Genomic DNA, 16040 nt, shown 5'->3' with positions numbered 1-16040 from the left:
GTGGCTTATCGTAATTTGAAAATTTCGCGGGAAGCGGCGATCAGGTCGTGGCGTTCATTGGCGCCGGCCTCGCGCAGTTGCGCGCAGGGGGTGTGGATCAGTTTGTTGGTCAAGGTGTAAGCGAGGCGCTGCAATACTTCATCGGCCGCTGCGCCGCTGTTGAGTTGGGCTAAAGCCTTTTGCAAGGCTTCGTCGCGGGTCTGCTCGGCCTGGGTGCGGAAATCGCGGATGGTTTCCTGTGCGCCTTGAGAGCGTAGCCAAGCCATAAAGTGTTCGACTTGAGTGTCGATGATTTCCTCGGCCTGCTCGGCGGCGCGGCGGCGCGAGTCCATGTTTTGATTGACGGTGTTTTGTAGGTCGTCAACCGTATACAGATAAACGTCGCGTAGCTGCGCAACTTCGGCTTCGATGTCGCGCGGCACGGCCAAATCGACCATGAACATCGGTTTGTGCTTGCGGACTTTGATCGCGCTTTCCACGCGGCCTTTACCAAGGATCGGCAATTGGCTGGCGGTGGATGAGACCACGATATCGGCTTCCGCCAAGTGATTCGGCAACTCGGCGAGGTTGATCGCGTAGCCGTTGAATTGCATCGCCAGGGCATGGGCTTTGTCGTAAGTGCGATTGGCAATGATGATACGGCCTATGCCGTGTTGGTATAGATGGCGGGCTGTGAGTTCTATGGTTTCGCCGGCACCTATCAGTAACGCTGTTTGTTCGCTGAGTTTGTCGAAAATTTGTTGTGCCAGTTGCACGGCGGCAAAAGCGACCGAGACTGGGCTGGAGCCGATAGCGGTGTCGGTGCGGACCTTTTTAGCGGCGGAAAAGGTGTGTTGAAATAATTTGCTGAGATTTCGACCCAAGGTGCCAGCTTGTGAAGCGGCGTGGTAGGCCGTTTTCATTTGGCCGAGAATTTGCGGTTCGCCCAGGATCATCGAATCCAGGCCGCAGGCCACTCGAAACATATGTCTTATCGATTGGCTGTCTTTGTAGCTGTAAAGATAAGGGGTGAAATCGGCTGGTTTGATCTGTTTGGTATCCGCTATCCAGTTTACCAGCGAGGATTGGTTGTCACTGTCGGCCTGATAGTAAAACTCGGTGCGGTTGCAAGTCGATAGAATGGCCGCCTCGCTGATTTCGCGAAGATTCCACAAGTTTTTCAGCGTGTTATCGAGCATGTCCGTTGGGAACGCCAAGCGTTCGCGGATGGCGACCGGCGCTGTATTGTAATTTATCCCTACGGCAAGAAGAGTCATCGGTTGCGAACAATAGCACAAGAAAAGTGCACTATTTTAAGGAATGCGCTGTTTTTGTCCAAATACAATGAAACGGCAGTCCGATTTAGGGGCTTTTTCTGGTAATCTATCGTCAATAGTTTTTCAAAAGTGGGTCAATTGATTGCATGAAAAAATGGATAGCCATCGCAATGTTTTTATCGATGTCAGGATGTGCCGTTTCTCCTGAGAAAGAGCCTGAGGCAGAAGGTTTGCCAGTCAAGCCTGAGGGCTTGGAAAGCAGAGTTAACCGCAATACGGTGATCGACGAAGAGGTGCTGTATTTACTGATGGCTGCTGAATTGGCTGGGCAGCGTAATCAGTATCATTTGGCGATGGATGCGTATCTGCAAGCCGCTAAGCGAGTGGATGATCCGCGGATTGCGGAGCGAGCCGTCAAAATTGGTTTGTTTTTGAAAGATGAGCAGCGTACCCGTGAGGCCTTGACGGTTTGGTTGTCGAAAGACGGAAAAAATTTGGCGGCGAGAAAGTTTGCCGTGTTATTGGCGATCAAAAATTCAGATCAAAAGGCGGCTGTCGAAAATCTCAATGCCATGCTGGCAGATGATCCAGCTGGTTTTGAGGCTGGTGTGCTGGAAATGACCAAGTTGATGGAAAAAGAAGGTCGCACGCAATTTACCTATGATGTGCTGGAAGAGTTGGCTGTTGAGCATCCTAATCAAGCCAGCGTATTTTTCTTGCAGGCGGTTTTGGCGTCGGTTTTGCAAAACAACGAGTTGGCCCAGCAGAAAGTTAATCAAGCATTGTTAATCCAGCCTGATTGGAATAAGGCTGTGATCTTGCAGGCACAGCTGGCCGGACGCTCCGGCGACTTGGCTAAGGCGCGCGCCTCTTTGGAAAAAGCGGTCAAGGCGGCGCCGGAAGATAGAATGCTGAGAAAGATGTTGTTGGAAGTGTTGGTTAACGGTCACGACTATGACGATGCGATAAAGCTTTGCCAGAGTGTGCTGGAAGACAAGCCGGACGATGCTGAAACGCTGTTTACCTTGGCTTTGGTGTATATGCAGCAAAGCCAGATCGATAAGGCTGAAAACGTACTTGAGAAGTTGCTGAATAATCCCGAGTGGGAAGGGCAGGCTAGTTTTTACTTGGGCAAGATTGAAGTTGATCAACAGCATCCTGATAAGGCATTAACTTGGTTTGATCGGGTGAGCGACGGCAATTACGCATTCGACGCGGATATGGCAGCGGTGTCTTTGTTGATGAATCAAAAACGCTTCGACGAGATCGAGGCCCGCATCAAGCGCATGGATAACAAATATCCTGAACAGCATTTGCGAGTCTTGATGGTTAAGGCGGAGCTTTACAATCAATTGGGTAAATACCAAGAAGCCTTTGATGTTCTTACGCTGGCTTTAAAAGACATGCCCGAGAATCGCGAAGTGCTATATGCCAGGGCATTGGTTGCTGAGCGCTTGGACAAGCTTGATGTGCTTGAATCCGACCTGCAGAAAATTTTAGAGAAAAAGCCGGACGATGTAGGGGCGCTGAATGCGTTGGGTTATACGTTGACCGATAGAACGCAACGCTATGAGGAGGCGGCCAAATATTTGGAGCGCGCTCTCAGTTTGCAGCCCGATGAGGCAGTGGTAATAGACAGCTACGGATGGTTGCAGTTTAAGCTCGGAAAGCCTGAGCGGGCGCTGGAATTTTTGCGTAGAGCGTACGAGAAGCAGCCGGAAAATGAAATTGCTGCGCATATTGCCGAAGTGCTTTGGTCTTTAGGTGAGAAAAAGGAAGCAAAAGAGCTTTTCGACAGTGTTTATAAAAAATCTCCTGATGACGAATATTTGTTGGAGTTTAAAAAACGCTTTTTGCAAAACGGGCAATGATTTTTAAGGGCAGTGTATTTTTGTTGGCTGTGATGCTCTTGTCCGGCTGTTCTTTATTTTCAGAAAAGCCGGGAGACGCCTACCGTTTGCAAGATATGAGAGTGTTGCAGCAACAGCAATGGTATTTTGAGGGGCGATTGGCGCTGGCTGATGAGAAGGATTCGTTTTCTGCGTCGGTGAGTTGGCGGCATCGCTCTGGGAGAGATGATATTGAGCTTTCGGGGCCATTGGCTCAGGGTAAGCTGATGATCGCTGTCGAAGCTGATTTTGTGGCGGTGGATGACGGCGACAATCACAAAGAATTTCGCGGACCTGCAGAAGAGGTGCTGGCGGAGCAGTTAGGTGTCGCGATTCCCGTGAACGCTTTGAGGTATTGGGTGCTTGGCGTGCCGGATCCGGAGCAGTCGTTTGTCGAGCAAATTGATGGATTTTTTCAGGCTGGATGGCGGGTTGGTTTCAGGGAAATGCAGCGTGTTAATGCTGTGGTGCTGCCGAGAAAGCTCAATGCGGAAAAAGATAAGACAAGAATTAAATTAATAGTGGATCAATGGGATTTGTCGTGACGGAAATGCAAGAACAAGCGGCGGGTTGGGGTGAAAAATGGCCTGCGCCGGCTAAGTTGAATTTAATGTTGAGGATCACTGGGCGTCGTCCTGATGGCTACCATTTGCTGCAAACAGTATTTCAGATTATTGATTTGTGTGATTGGATAACATTTTTTCCTGCGGAAAATGGGCGGGTTTATTTGCGTCATCCAATTCCAGGTGTCCTGGAGCACGAAGACTTAACTGTTCGTGCCGCCAACTTATTGAAGCAATATACTGGGTGTTCATCCGGGGTATGTATCGATGTCGAAAAGAATCTGCCTATGGGTGGCGGCTTGGGTGGTGGTAGTTCCGATGCGGCTACTACGCTGGTGGTGCTGAATAGGTTGTGGAATCTGCAGTTGCCATTAGAAAAGTTGATGGAGTTGGGTTTGCAGCTTGGCGCTGATGTGCCTGTTTTTGTCTATGGCTACACCGCTTGGGGGGAGGGTGTTGGTGAGGAATTAAAGCCTATAATGATTCCGGAACAATGGGTCGTAGTAATCAAGCCGGATTGTCATGTGAACACGAAGCAGATTTTTTTGACGGAAGAGTTGACAAGAGACAGCAAACCCATCAAAATGCGCGACTTCATTGCAGGCGATTGGCGGAATGATTGTCTTCCGGTCGTTAGCAGGTTGTATAAGTCGGTGAGTAATGCATTGGATGCATTGTCTCAATATGCAGAAGCAAGATTGACAGGTACTGGGGCTTGTGTTTTTGCTCAGTTTAATTCAGAAGAATCGGCCCGTGAAGCGTTTTCTGCATTGAGTCAGGATTGGTTGGTTTATTTGGCTCGAGGGCTTAATGTATCGCCTCTGCATGAAAAATTAGAACAGGGATCTGTTTAATCAATTTAATGGGCTGTCGCCAAGCGGTAAGGCACGAGGTTTTGATCCTCGCATACCAAGGTTCGAATCCTTGCAGCCCAGCCATAATCTCCACACAATAGTTCCTTAGGAGTGCTTGAATGCGTGAAGCCTCGGTAATGGTATTCTCCGGGAATGCCAATAAGGCGTTGTCTGAAGGTATTGTGAAGAAGCTCAATATGCGTCTCGGCATGGCCACAGTTGGTCGTTTTAGTGATGGCGAGATTTTTGTTGAGATAGAAGAGAATGTTAGGGGTAGGGATGTATTTGTCATCCAGCCTACCTGTGCACCCACCAACGAAAATCTGATGGAATTGTTGGTGATGATCGATGCTATGAGGCGGGCATCTGCGGCGAGAATAACTGCAGTTATGCCGTATTATGGTTATGCGCGGCAAGATAGGCGTTCGAGGTCGGCTAGGGTGCCTATTACTGCAAGATTGGTTGCGGATATGATAGGTAATGCCGGTGCTGACAGGGCGTTGACTGTTGACTTGCATGCGGATCAAATTATGGGGTTCTTTGGGATTCCGGTTGATAATGTGTATGCTTCGCCAATTTTGCTAGGCGACATTTGGCGGCAAGAATACGAAAATTTGATCGTTGTTTCGCCGGATGTTGGTGGTGTGGTGAGGGCTAGAGCCATTGCCAAGCGTCTAGGTGACGCTGATCTGGCGATAATCGACAAGCGTAGGCCTAGGCCGAATGTTTCGGAAATAATGCACATTATCGGCGATGTAGAGGGGCGGACCTGTGTCATGGTAGATGACTTGGTTGATACGGCCGGTACTTTGTGTCATGCGGCAGAAGCGCTCAAAAAAAATGGTGCTAAAAAAGTCGTTGCATATTGTACTCACCCGGTGTTGTCTGGTGCGGCTGCGGAAAATGTTGAAAATTCCGTTCTTGATGAGTTGGTAGTTACTGATACGATTCCGTTGACTGCAGAATTGTCCTGGATTAATAAGATTAGGCAGCTAAGCGTTGCGGAGATGTTGGCAGAGACAATACGGCGGATAGCTGTGGGCGAGTCTGTCAGTTCGCTTTATGTTGACTGATAAGAATTAAAGTAGTGCTTGTGGAACAAGCTTTTGGAGAAAAAAATGGCTAACGTGTTTGAATTTGTTGCAGAAGCTCGCAGTGCCTCGGGCAGTAGCGCGGCCAAAGTTGTTCGTCGTCAGGGTAAGGTGCCGGCAGTAGTTTATGGTGGTAGTGGTGCTCCTGAGATGTTGTTGTTGGATCATAACGAAGTGGTTAAACATTTGGTGCATGAGGCGGTTTATTCGCATGTGCTTGATCTTAAAATCGACGGCAAAACAGAAAAAGCTGTTCTTAAGCATATACAAAGGCATCCTGCAAAGCCGATAGTTTTGCATATGGACTTTATGCGTGTTGATGAGACGCATAAATTGAAAGTTCATGTTCCTTTGCATTTTATCAATGAAGCTATTTCGGTCGGCGTTAAAAAGGGTGGTTTGGTCAATCATGCTATGGCTGATGTGGAGGTTTTGTGTATGCCTTCTGCTTTGCCGGAATATATCGAGGTAGATCTGGCTGGTGTAGATGTCGGTTCGACAATTCATTTGTCTGATTTGGTTTTGCCGGCTGGTGTTGAGATTGCTGCCTTGCAGCATGGTGTTGAGCATGATCATCCGGTTGCGCAAATCGTCAAGCCAAGGTCTGTGGAGTCTGCTGAGTAATAGCATTTAGAGTTTTGCTTGAATGATTAAGTTAGTTGTTGGTCTGGGTAATCCTGGGCGGCAATACGAAAAAACCCGGCATAATGCCGGGTTTTTGTTTGTGGACTACCTGGCGGGGCTTGCTAATGTCGGTTGGTCGAGCAGTAGTCAGTTTTCCGGTGAGGTGGCTGAGTGCAATATTGGTGGGTTCAGGCTTGTATTGCTAAAGCCGATGACTTTTATGAATAAGAGCGGCGTGTCTGTTGGTAAGCTTTTGCGATATTACAAGCTTAATCCAGAAGAGATGCTTGTTGTTCATGATGATCTTGAGCTTGCCGAGGGTGTTGTCAGGTTAAAGCGGGATGGCGGGCATGGGGGGCATAATGGGCTTCGCGACATCATTGCTCACATTGATTCTCGTGATTTTTACCGGCTGAGGCTCGGTATTGGTCGTCCCGTCGCAAGGGGGGCGGTGGCTGATTACGTATTGTCTGGGTTGTCGCTAGATGGTCAGGTGAGGTTGCTTGGTATGTTTGAGGGGTTGGCAAAAAACATGGAGGCGCTAATTGCGGGCAATCTTGCACTTATCAATGCCTAAGAGTATTTAGAAGGGATTCTTAAAAAAAGCTTGACTAGGATTTTGTAAATAAGGATAATTGATCGAATAAGTAACGGAGGGGTTCCCGAGCGGCCAAAGGGATCAGACTGTAAATCTGCCGGTTCTACCTTCGGAGGTTCGAATCCTCCCCCCTCCACCACCAAATTTAATGGGATCTGCGGGTGTAGTTCAATGGTAGAACTCCAGCCTTCCAAGCTGATTGCGTGGGTTCGATTCCCATCACCCGCTCCATTCTCGATGTAATGGTACTCGCTCATATAGCTCAGTAGGTAGAGCACTTCCTTGGTAAGGAAGAGGTCACCGGTTCGAATCCGGTTATGAGCTCCAGATAGGGTTGATTGTTTCTGTTGTAGTTAGGGTGTTCCATAATGGCTAAAGAAAAATTTGAAAGAAAGAAACCGCACGTAAACGTAGGCACTATTGGTCACGTTGACCATGGTAAAACCACATTGACAGCGGCATTAACAAAAGTCATGGCAGAGCTGCAGGGCGGCGAAGTGAAGGCTTTTGATCAAATCGACAATGCCCCGGAAGAGCGTGCTCGCGGTATCACCATTTCTACCTCGCATGTAGAGTATGAGTCGGCCAATCGCCATTATGCCCACGTTGACTGCCCGGGTCACGCTGACTACGTTAAAAACATGATTACCGGTGCTGCCCAAATGGATGGCGCGATTCTGGTTTGCTCGGCTGCGGATGGCCCTATGCCGCAAACACGTGAGCACATTCTGTTGTCACGCCAAGTCGGCGTGCCTTATATCGTCGTGTTTTTGAACAAAGCCGATATGGTTGATGACGCTGAGTTGATTGAGCTGGTTGAAATGGAAATTCGCGAGCTGCTGAACCAATATGAATTTCCTGGTGATGATACTCCGATTATCGTCGGTTCTGCGTTGAAAGCTTTAGAAGGCGAGCAAAGCGAAATTGGTGTACAATCCGTTGTTCGCTTGGTTGAGGCGTTGGATAGTTACATTCCTGAGCCAGAGCGTGCGATCGACGGCAAATTCTTGATGCCTATCGAAGACGTGTTCTCAATTTCAGGTCGTGGCACCGTAGTAACCGGTCGTGTTGAGCGGGGCATCATCAAAGTAGGCGAAGCAGTTGAAATCGTCGGCATCAAAGATACCGTTCAAACTACCTGCACAGGTGTGGAAATGTTCCGCAAACTGCTGGATCAAGGTCAAGCGGGAGATAACGTCGGTGTCCTGCTGCGTGGTACCAAAAGAGAAGATGTTGAACGTGGTCAAGTGTTGGCGCATGTTAACTCCATCAAGCCGCACGCGCACTTTAAAGCGGAGATTTACGTGTTGTCCAAAGAAGAGGGTGGTCGTCATACCCCGTTCTTCAACGGCTACCGCCCACAGTTCTACTTCAGAACGACCGACGTAACGGGTGCGGTTGATTTGCCAGAAGGTGTGGAAATGGTGATGCCTGGCGATAACATCGCCGTTACCGTAAAACTTATCTCACCGATTGCGATGGAAGACGGCTTACGTTTTGCAATTCGCGAAGGTGGTCGCACCGTGGGTGCGGGTGTTGTTGCTTCTATTATCGAGTAATAACCGTTTTTGATTCAAAAAATATTTTCTGAATAGGTCAGTAGTTCAATTGGTAGAGCAGCGGTCTCCAAAACCGCAAGTTGGGGGTTCGAGTCCCTCCTGGCCTGCCATTCAGAAAATCTTCATAATTTAATTCAAGTTGACTAAATGAACGCACAGGCAGAAGAAGTCTCCTCAGTGGTGGACATCGTAAAGTTGGCTTTATCTTTGGTTTTTGTTGTCGTTGGCATATCAGCATTCTACTATTTTTCCGATTTGCAGCTTCTTTATCGCGTTTTGGTTTTGGTCGCCGTTTTTACGGCTGCTGTAGCTGTCGCTTTTAATACTGCTAAAGGTCGTGGTCTATGGGGTTTTATGCTGGAGTCCAAGCAGGAATTCAAAAGGATAGTGTGGCCCACTAAAGACGAGGCGGTTCGTACTACGCTGATGGTTTTTTTAATGGTCTTCATAGTCGGCTTAATACTGTGGTTGTTAGATATGTTTTTGTTTTGGGGTGTTCAGATTTTGATGAGCCAGGGGATTAAATAATGTCGCTTCGCTGGTATGTCGTTCATGCATATTCCAACTTTGAAAATAAAGTCAAACAAGCTCTGGAAGAGCGTATAAAACGCGAAGGTCTGGAAGAGTTTTTTGGAAAAATTCTGGTTCCCACTGAAGAAGTCGTTGAAATGCGCATGGGTCAGCAGCGTAAAAGTGAAAGAAAATTCTTTCCCGGATATGTGCTTGTACAAATGGAATTGAATGACGAAACATGGCATTTGGTAAGGAATGTTCCTAGAGTATTGGGCTTTATAGGCGGAGCATCAGATAGGCCGTCACCGATCTCGGAGAAAGAGGCGATGGCAATATTGAATCGCGTTGAAGAAGGCGTGAATAAGCCGCGGCCTAAAGTCTTATTTGAGGTTGGGGAAGTTGTTCGGATTACCGACGGCCCATTTAAAGACTTTAACGGCAATATAGAAGAAGTCAATTACGAGAAAAGCCGGTTGCGCGTGTCGGTTCTTATTTTTGGTCGATCTACACCAGTTGAATTAGAATTTGGACAGGTTGAAAAAGTCTAATCTAAAGTTTGAGGTTTTTACGAATCCCTGTCATTTGCATGGCCGGGATTTTTGTTTGTTGGGGAGCTAAAAAGCGCTTGCACCCGTTAGGAGTATAAAATGGCAAAAAAAATTGATTCGTACATCAAGCTGCAAGTTAAAGCAGGTGAGGCTAATCCAAGTCCACCAATTGGTCCTGCACTGGGTCAGCGTGGTGTCAATATTATGGAGTTCTGTAAGGCATTTAATGCGAGAACTCAAGAAGTTGAGAAAGGCTTGCCTTTGCCTGTTGTTATCACCGTTTATAGTGATAAAAGCTTTACTTTTATTACCAAGACGCCGCCAGCTTCGGTTTTGCTGAAAAAAGCAGTCGGTATTAAAAGCGGAAGTAGCAAACCCAATTCTAATAAAGTCGGCACAGTTTCACGTGCGCAGTTGGAAGAAATCGCTAAAACCAAAATGGAAGATTTGAACGCAGCTAATTTGGAAGCGGCGATAAGAATTATTGCGGGAAGCGCTCGCAGCATGGGCTTGAACGTGGAGGGCGTGTAATGGCAAAAGTAACTAAAAAAGCAAAGGCTATCAAAGAAAAGGTAGTTAGAAGCAAACAATATTCGGTTGCCGAAGCAGTGGCTCTATTAAAAGAGTTCGCAAATAGCAAGTTTGATGAGTCTGTGGATGTTAGTGTTAACTTGGGTGTTGATCCACGTAAATCTGATCAAAACGTTCGTGGCGCCTCTGTGTTGCCTAACGGAACGGGCAAAACGGTAAGAGTTGCTGTGTTTACTCAAGGTCCAAATGCTGATGCGGCACGCGAAGCGGGTGCGGACATCGTTGGTATGGATGATTTAGCTGAGCAAGTAAAACGCGGCGAAATGAACTTTGATGTGGTAATTGCCTCACCTGATGCAATGCGCGTAGTGGGCCAATTGGGGCAAATCTTAGGTCCAAGAGGCCTGATGCCAAACCCGAAAGTAGGTACCGTGACGCCTGACGTTGTGACAGCAGTTAAAAATGCCAAATCAGGGCAGGTCAGATACCGCACTGATAAATCAGGCATTATTCATTGCTCTATCGGTAAAGTATCTTTTGATGAAACCTCACTTAAGCAAAATCTGGAATTCTTAATTTCAGATTTGAAAAAAGCGAAACCCACAGCTGCCAAAGGCGTGTATCTGAAAAAGATCGCATTGTCATCAACAATGGGGCCGGGTTTGTGGATCGATCAAAGCAGTATCGATATTTAAAATAGTAAGTTTTAAGGCTTTGGGTTGCCGAGTAGTCGGTAACCGTCAAAGACCGTAGGTGCGAAAGCTTAATTTTCCTACGCAGACGGGAGCTGGAGCCGCAAAGTTGGTGAAAGGGACCGTGAAAGGGGCATCGAAAGATGCGTTTCATATATTCCGATGGACAATCGGAAAGTACCGGAGGTAGATGTGGCACTCAATTTAGATAGCAAAAAAGTTGTCGTAGAGGAAGTTGCTGAATTCGCCGCTAAAGCCCATTCCGCTATTGCTGCGGAATATCGGGGTTTGACAGTTACCGAATTAACGGAGCTGCGTAAAACCGCGAGAGAAACGGGCGTTTATTTGCGCGTAGTCAAAAATACACTGGCTAAACGTGCTGTCGCTGGGACTGAGTTTGAATGTATGCAGGAAGGACTGGTTGGTCCTTTAATTCTGGCATTTTCCATGGAAGATCCAGGCTGCGCGGCACGACTCATCAGCGAATTCTCCAAAGGCCATAACAAACTGATCGCAAAAGTAGTCGCGATCGGCGGACAGGCTTTTGACGGATCGGAGTTGGATAGATTGGCAAGATTGCCAACCCGTGATCAAGGTATCAGCATGCTGATGTCGGTCATGAAAGCACCGGTTGAGAAACTCGCGCGTACTCTGGCTGCAATCAGAGACGAGAAAGAAGCGGCATAATCTCGCGTTAACCAGTTAAAACTCATTAATTTTAGAGGAATATACAATGGCAATTTCACAACAAGACATCTTGGAAGCAGTCTCTAACATGACTGTGATGGAAATCGTTGATCTGATTTCAGCGATGGAAGAAAAGTTTGGCGTTTCTGCTGCTGCGGCAGTGGCGGTTGCAGCTCCTGTAGCGGCGGCTGTTGTTGAAGAGCAAACCGAGTTCGATGTTATCTTGACCGGTTTCGGCGAAAACAAAGTAGCGGTTATTAAAGCAGTTCGCGGCTTGACAGGCTTGGGCTTGAAAGAAGCTAAAGACGCTGTTGAAGGCGCGCCAACTACCGTTAAAGAAGGTGTCAACAAAGCCGAAGCTGAAGCGGCTAAAAAAGAGCTTGAAGAAGCTGGCGCAACTGCCGAAATCAAATAAGCATCTTGACTGCATACCAGGCATAAGCCTACCAAACCGGGCTGACGGCATTTTGCCGTCGGCCTTTTACTGTTTCTAAAACAGTAGTAAATAATCTCTGACGACGAAGGTATAGAAGCAATATGGCCTATTCTTTTACCGAAAAAAAGCGTATCCGTAATAATTTTGGGAAGGGTTCCGAAGTATTGGAAGTTCCCTATCTTTTGGCAACACAAATTGATTCGTATGCAAATTTTTTGCAGTCCGGCATAGAGCCGGATAAACGGCGCAATCAAGGACTGCATGCCGCATTCTCCAGTGTCTTTCCGGTAGTAAGTCATTCCGGCTATGCTGTATTGGAGTACGTTAAATATCGCTTGGGGGAACCCGCATTCGATGTAAGAGAATGTCAACAGCGCGGCGCTACATTTTCAGCTCCGTTGCGCGTTTTAGTGCGTTTAGTTATTTATGATAAAGACGCGCCTGCTAATACCAAGGTCGTTAAAGATATTAGAGAGCAAGAAGTTTACATGGGTGAACTTCCGCTAATGACCGATAACGGCACGTTCGTGATTAACGGTACCGAGCGGGTCATTGTGTCGCAGTTGCACAGATCGCCCGGTGTATTTTACGATCACGACAAAGGTAAAACCCATTCGTCCGGTAAATTGCTGTTCAACGCGCGGGTGATTCCTTATCGCGGCTCGTGGTTGGATTTCGAATTCGATCATAAAGACGCCGTTTATGTGCGTATAGATAGACGCAGAAAAATTCCGGCTACTATTTTGTTACGGGCTTTGGGATACGAAAACGAAGAAATGATTAACATTTTCTTCGAAACCAACAAGTTCTCATTGAGCGCCGAAAAATTGATGTTCCACGTTATCCCTGATAGGTTGCGTGGTGAAATGGCTGTCTTCGATATTAAGCACGACGGTAACGTCGTCATCGAAGAGGGTCGCAGAATTACTGCCAAACATGTTCGCCAACTGGAAAAGTCCGGTGTCACTGAAATCGAAGTGCCCAGGGACTATTTGTACGGAAAAATTCTCGGCCACAATGTTGTCGATACATCTACCGGTGAATTGTTGGCCAGCGTTAATGACGAAATCACCGATAATTTATTACAGAAGTTGATCGATGCGGGTGTTCGCGAGATCAATACTTTGTATGTTAACGATTTGGATAGAGGTCCTTACATCTCCAATTCGATGCGTCTGGACACCACCACAAATCGCTTGGAAGCCTTGGTGGAAATCTACAGAATGATGCGTCCTGGCGAGCCGCCTACCGTAGAGTCTGCGGAAAACTTATTCGAAAACCTGTTCTTTACCGACGAACGTTACGATCTATCCGCCGTTGGCAGGATGAAATTCAATCGTCGTTTGGGGCGTGAAGAAACAGAAGGTTTGGGTACGCTAAGTAAAGAAGACATCATTGACGTACTTAAAGAGCTAATAAAGATTAGAAATGGCAATGGTACTGTGGACGATATTGACCATTTGGGTAACAGACGAGTACGTTCTGTTGGCGAAATGATCGAGAACCAGTTCCGCATAGGTCTGGTACGTGTCGAACGAGCTGTCAGAGAGCGTTTGACCTTGGCGGATTCCGAGGGCTATATGCCGCAGGAAATCATCAACGCTAAACCTGTTTCTGCGGCAGTCAAGGAATTCTTTGGTTCCAGCCAGTTGTCGCAATTTATGGACCAAAACAATCCGCTATCGCAAGTTACCCACAAACGCCGTGTTTCGGCACTGGGTCCTGGCGGTTTAGCCAGAGAACGTGCAGGATTCGAGGTTCGTGACGTTCACACCACCCATTATGGTCGGGTGTGCCCTATCGAAACCCCAGAGGGTCCAAACATTGGTCTGATTAACTCATTATCCGTCTACGCCAGAACCAACGAATACGGCTTCCTGGAAACCCCGTACCGGAAAGTGGTCGACGGTAAAGTAACCGATCAGGTCGATTACATTTCCGCAATCGAAGAAGGCGAATACGTTATCGCACAGTCCAGCGTGGCGGTTGATGAAAGCGGCAAATTGGTTGAAGGCTTGGTGTCTTGCCGTTACAAAGACGAATTCACCTTGGCTTCGTCCGAAACCGTACAATACATGGACGTATCATCCAAGCAGATCGTATCCGTGGCGGCATCCATCATTCCGTTCTTGGAGCATGACGACGCGAACCGGGCGTTGATGGGTTCGAACATGCAACGCCAAGCCGTTCCAACTTTGCGCGCTGAAAAACCGTTGGTCGGTACCGGTATGGAACGCGTCGTGGCGAAAGACTCGGGTGTAACCGTGGTCGCGACTCGTGGCGGTCGTATCGAAGCGGTCGACGCGGCTCGCATCGTGGTGCGGGCGAACGACAACGAAACCGTGGCCGGTGTGCCAGGTGTCGATATTTATAACTTGATTAAATACACGCGTTCCAACCAAAACACCTGTATCAATCAAAAGCCACTGGTTAAGCTCGGTGACATTGTGAGAGCCGGCGACATTTTGGCAGATGGTCCTTCGACCGACATCGGCGAATTGGCCTTGGGTCAAAACATGTTAATCGCCTTCATGCCATGGAATGGTTATAACTTCGAAGACTCCATTTTGGTGTCCGAACGGGTGGTAAAGGAAGATCGTTTCACGACTATTCACATCGAAGAGAAAACTTGCGTCGCACGCGAAACCAAGCACAGTCCAGAAGAGATTACCGCGGACATTCCTAACGTCAGCGAAGAAGCCTTATCCAAATTGGATGAATCCGGCATTGTATACGTCGGCGCGGAAGTGAAAGGTGGCGACATTCTGGTGGGTAAAGTGACGCCGAAAGGTGAAACGCAATTAACGCCAGAAGAGAAATTACTGAGAGCGATCTTCGGCGAAAAAGCAGCCGATGTTAAAGACACGTCGCTACGTGTGCCGGGCAACGTCCGCGGTACTGTGATTGATGTTCAGGTTTTCACCCGTGATGGTGTGAAAAAGGACAAGCGCGCCCTGGAAATCGAGGACGCGGAAATCAAGCGTTACCGGAAAGACTTGGACGACCAGCTGAAAATTGTCGAGCATGATATTTTTGCCCGGGTAAAAACCTTGTTAGCGGGTAAAAAGGCCGAAAAAGCCCCGAATGGCTTGAAAAAAGGCGAAGAAATTACCGCTGAGTATTTGGATGGGTTGGTGCCTTCCGAGCTGTTGAAAATCCGCACTCTGGACGAAGATGTCAACGTGCAATTGGAGACCGTTGCTGAGCATGTCGATCAGCAACGTAAAGAGTTCGACGAGCGTTTCGAGCAGAAAAAGAAAAAAATCACGATGGGCGACGACTTGGCGCCGGGCGTGTTGAAGATGGTCAAAGTTTATTTGGCTGTTAAAAAACGTATTCAGCCGGGCGATAAGATGGCCGGTCGTCACGGTAACAAGGGTGTTATCTCCCAAATCGTGCCGATTGAAGATATGCCTTATACAGCTGACGGCAATCCAGTCGACATTCTGTTGAATCCTCTTGGCGTACCTTCGCGGATGAACGTTGGTCAGGTGTTGGAAACGCATTTGGGTTGGGCATCCAAAGGCTTGGGTATCAAGATCGGTAAGATGCTGGAAGCTCAAGCAAAAGTCGCGGAAATACGTGGTTTCATGGAGAAAATTTACAATTGCAGCGGCCGAAAGGAAGATCTGAATTCGTTTACCGATAAAGAAATTCTCGAGATGGCGGTCAACTTAGTTGCCGGTGTGCCTATGGCGACGCCGGTCTTCGACGGGGCTTCGGAAGAAGATATTCGTACCATGTTGCGTTTGGCCGATTTACCGGAGCACGGGCAAACCGTACTGTACGACGGCTTAACAGGCGAACCGTTTGAGCGTGAAGTTACTGTGGGTTACATGTATATGCTGAAATTGAACCACTTGGTGGACGATAAGATGCATGCGCGTTCGACCGGTCCTTACAGTTTGGTAACGCAGCAACCTTTGGGCGGTAAAGCGCAATTCGGTGGTCAGCGTTTTGGTGAGATGGAGGTCTGGGCTCTGGAAGCTTATGGCGCAGCTTACACATTGCAAGAAATGTTGACTGTCAAATCCGACGACGTGACAGGCAGAACTCGAATGTATAAAAACATTGTCGATGGCAACCATTCAATGGAAGCCGGCATGCCGGAATCATTCAATGTCTTAGTGAAAGAGATTCGTTCGCTGGCAGTGAATATCGAAATGGAACAAGACTAATTCCGTTCTTTGTGAGATAGA

The 16040-nt window shown here is 47.8% G+C and carries 15 protein-coding genes and 5 tRNA genes; 19 read left to right on the top strand and 1 reads right to left on the bottom strand.

Going from position 1 to position 16040, the window contains the following annotated elements:
* Positions 1 to 5: 5 nt before the first annotated feature.
* A complete protein-coding gene (gene hemA / locus EBB_RS16650; protein ID WP_192394831.1) occupies positions 6 to 1256 on the bottom strand; it encodes a glutamyl-tRNA reductase in 1251 nt (416 codons plus the stop codon).
* Positions 1257 to 1402: 146 nt separating this feature from the next.
* Between hemA and EBB_RS16645 the strand changes: the two genes are divergently transcribed.
* The 19 genes from EBB_RS16645 (at position 1403) to rpoB (ending at position 16019) form a co-directional block, all read left to right on the top strand.
* Positions 1403 to 3127: a tetratricopeptide repeat protein gene (locus tag EBB_RS16645; RefSeq protein WP_225587472.1), complete on the top strand. Its 1725-nt coding sequence runs from the start codon at positions 1403 to 1405 to the stop codon at positions 3125 to 3127.
* Positions 3124 to 3690: a lipoprotein insertase outer membrane protein LolB gene (gene lolB / locus EBB_RS16640; RefSeq protein ID WP_192394830.1), complete on the top strand. Its 567-nt coding sequence runs from the start codon at positions 3124 to 3126 to the stop codon at positions 3688 to 3690. Before EBB_RS16645 ends, lolB begins: the two co-directional genes overlap by 4 nt.
* A 5-nt stretch (positions 3691 to 3695) precedes the next feature.
* Positions 3696 to 4562 carry a 4-(cytidine 5'-diphospho)-2-C-methyl-D-erythritol kinase gene (gene ispE / locus EBB_RS16635; protein ID WP_192394829.1) on the top strand — a complete coding sequence of 289 codons (867 nt, stop codon included), beginning with the start codon at positions 3696 to 3698 and terminating at the stop codon, positions 4560 to 4562.
* Positions 4563 to 4571: 9 nt separating this feature from the next.
* A tRNA-Gln gene (locus EBB_RS16630) sits at positions 4572 to 4646 on the top strand.
* Positions 4647 to 4681: 35 nt separating this feature from the next.
* Positions 4682 to 5635 carry a ribose-phosphate diphosphokinase gene (locus tag EBB_RS16625; protein WP_192394828.1) on the top strand — a complete coding sequence of 318 codons (954 nt, stop codon included), beginning with the start codon at positions 4682 to 4684 and terminating at the stop codon, positions 5633 to 5635.
* Between the two features lie 45 nt (positions 5636 to 5680).
* Positions 5681 to 6277: a 50S ribosomal protein L25/general stress protein Ctc gene (locus tag EBB_RS16620; protein ID WP_192394827.1), complete on the top strand. Its 597-nt coding sequence runs from the start codon at positions 5681 to 5683 to the stop codon at positions 6275 to 6277.
* Between the two features lie 22 nt (positions 6278 to 6299).
* Positions 6300 to 6854 carry an aminoacyl-tRNA hydrolase gene (gene pth / locus EBB_RS16615; RefSeq protein WP_192394826.1) on the top strand — a complete coding sequence of 185 codons (555 nt, stop codon included), beginning with the start codon at positions 6300 to 6302 and terminating at the stop codon, positions 6852 to 6854.
* A 75-nt stretch (positions 6855 to 6929) separates the two neighbouring features.
* A tRNA-Tyr gene (locus tag EBB_RS16610) sits at positions 6930 to 7014 on the top strand.
* A gap of 18 nt (positions 7015 to 7032) precedes the next feature.
* Positions 7033 to 7106 (top strand) — tRNA-Gly (locus EBB_RS16605).
* Between the two features lie 20 nt (positions 7107 to 7126).
* Positions 7127 to 7202, top strand: a tRNA-Thr gene (locus EBB_RS16600).
* A gap of 41 nt (positions 7203 to 7243) precedes the next feature.
* Positions 7244 to 8434, top strand: coding sequence for an elongation factor Tu (tuf, locus tag EBB_RS16595; RefSeq protein ID WP_020484790.1), 1191 nt, complete (start codon positions 7244 to 7246; stop codon positions 8432 to 8434).
* Between the two features lie 34 nt (positions 8435 to 8468).
* Positions 8469 to 8544: transfer RNA gene (locus tag EBB_RS16590), tRNA-Trp, on the top strand.
* Between the two features lie 37 nt (positions 8545 to 8581).
* The gene (gene secE / locus EBB_RS16585; protein ID WP_192394825.1) at positions 8582 to 8962 is read left to right on the top strand and encodes a preprotein translocase subunit SecE; all 381 of its coding nucleotides are present in this window, start codon (positions 8582 to 8584) and stop codon (positions 8960 to 8962) included.
* Positions 8962 to 9495, top strand: a complete 534-nt coding sequence (gene nusG / locus EBB_RS16580; RefSeq protein ID WP_033159599.1) for a transcription termination/antitermination protein NusG — start codon at positions 8962 to 8964, stop codon at positions 9493 to 9495. Before secE ends, nusG begins: the two co-directional genes overlap by 1 nt.
* 99 nt (positions 9496 to 9594) lie before the next feature.
* Positions 9595 to 10026 (top strand): 50S ribosomal protein L11, encoded by a 432-nt coding sequence (gene rplK, locus EBB_RS16575; protein WP_020484793.1) that lies wholly within the window; start codon positions 9595 to 9597, stop codon positions 10024 to 10026.
* Positions 10026 to 10721 (top strand): 50S ribosomal protein L1, encoded by a 696-nt coding sequence (rplA, locus tag EBB_RS16570; RefSeq protein WP_020484794.1) that lies wholly within the window; start codon positions 10026 to 10028, stop codon positions 10719 to 10721. The genes rplK and rplA overlap by 1 nt, the downstream gene beginning before the upstream one ends.
* Before the next feature lie 189 nt (positions 10722 to 10910).
* Complete coding sequence (rplJ, locus tag EBB_RS16565; protein WP_026147170.1) at positions 10911 to 11405, top strand: 50S ribosomal protein L10; 495 nt, start codon at positions 10911 to 10913, stop codon at positions 11403 to 11405.
* Between the two features lie 46 nt (positions 11406 to 11451).
* The gene (gene rplL, locus EBB_RS16560; protein WP_020484796.1) at positions 11452 to 11820 is read left to right on the top strand and encodes a 50S ribosomal protein L7/L12; all 369 of its coding nucleotides are present in this window, start codon (positions 11452 to 11454) and stop codon (positions 11818 to 11820) included.
* A 122-nt stretch (positions 11821 to 11942) separates the two neighbouring features.
* Entirely contained in the window at positions 11943 to 16019 is a 4077-nt protein-coding gene (gene rpoB, locus EBB_RS16555; protein WP_192394824.1) for a DNA-directed RNA polymerase subunit beta, read from the top strand.
* Positions 16020 to 16040 lie beyond the last annotated feature (21 nt).

This window comes from Methylomonas fluvii (genome assembly GCF_014850975.1).
GTDB classification, from domain to species: domain Bacteria; phylum Pseudomonadota; class Gammaproteobacteria; order Methylococcales; family Methylomonadaceae; genus Methylomonas; species Methylomonas fluvii.
This window is presented reverse-complemented; position numbering and strand designations above follow the sequence as displayed.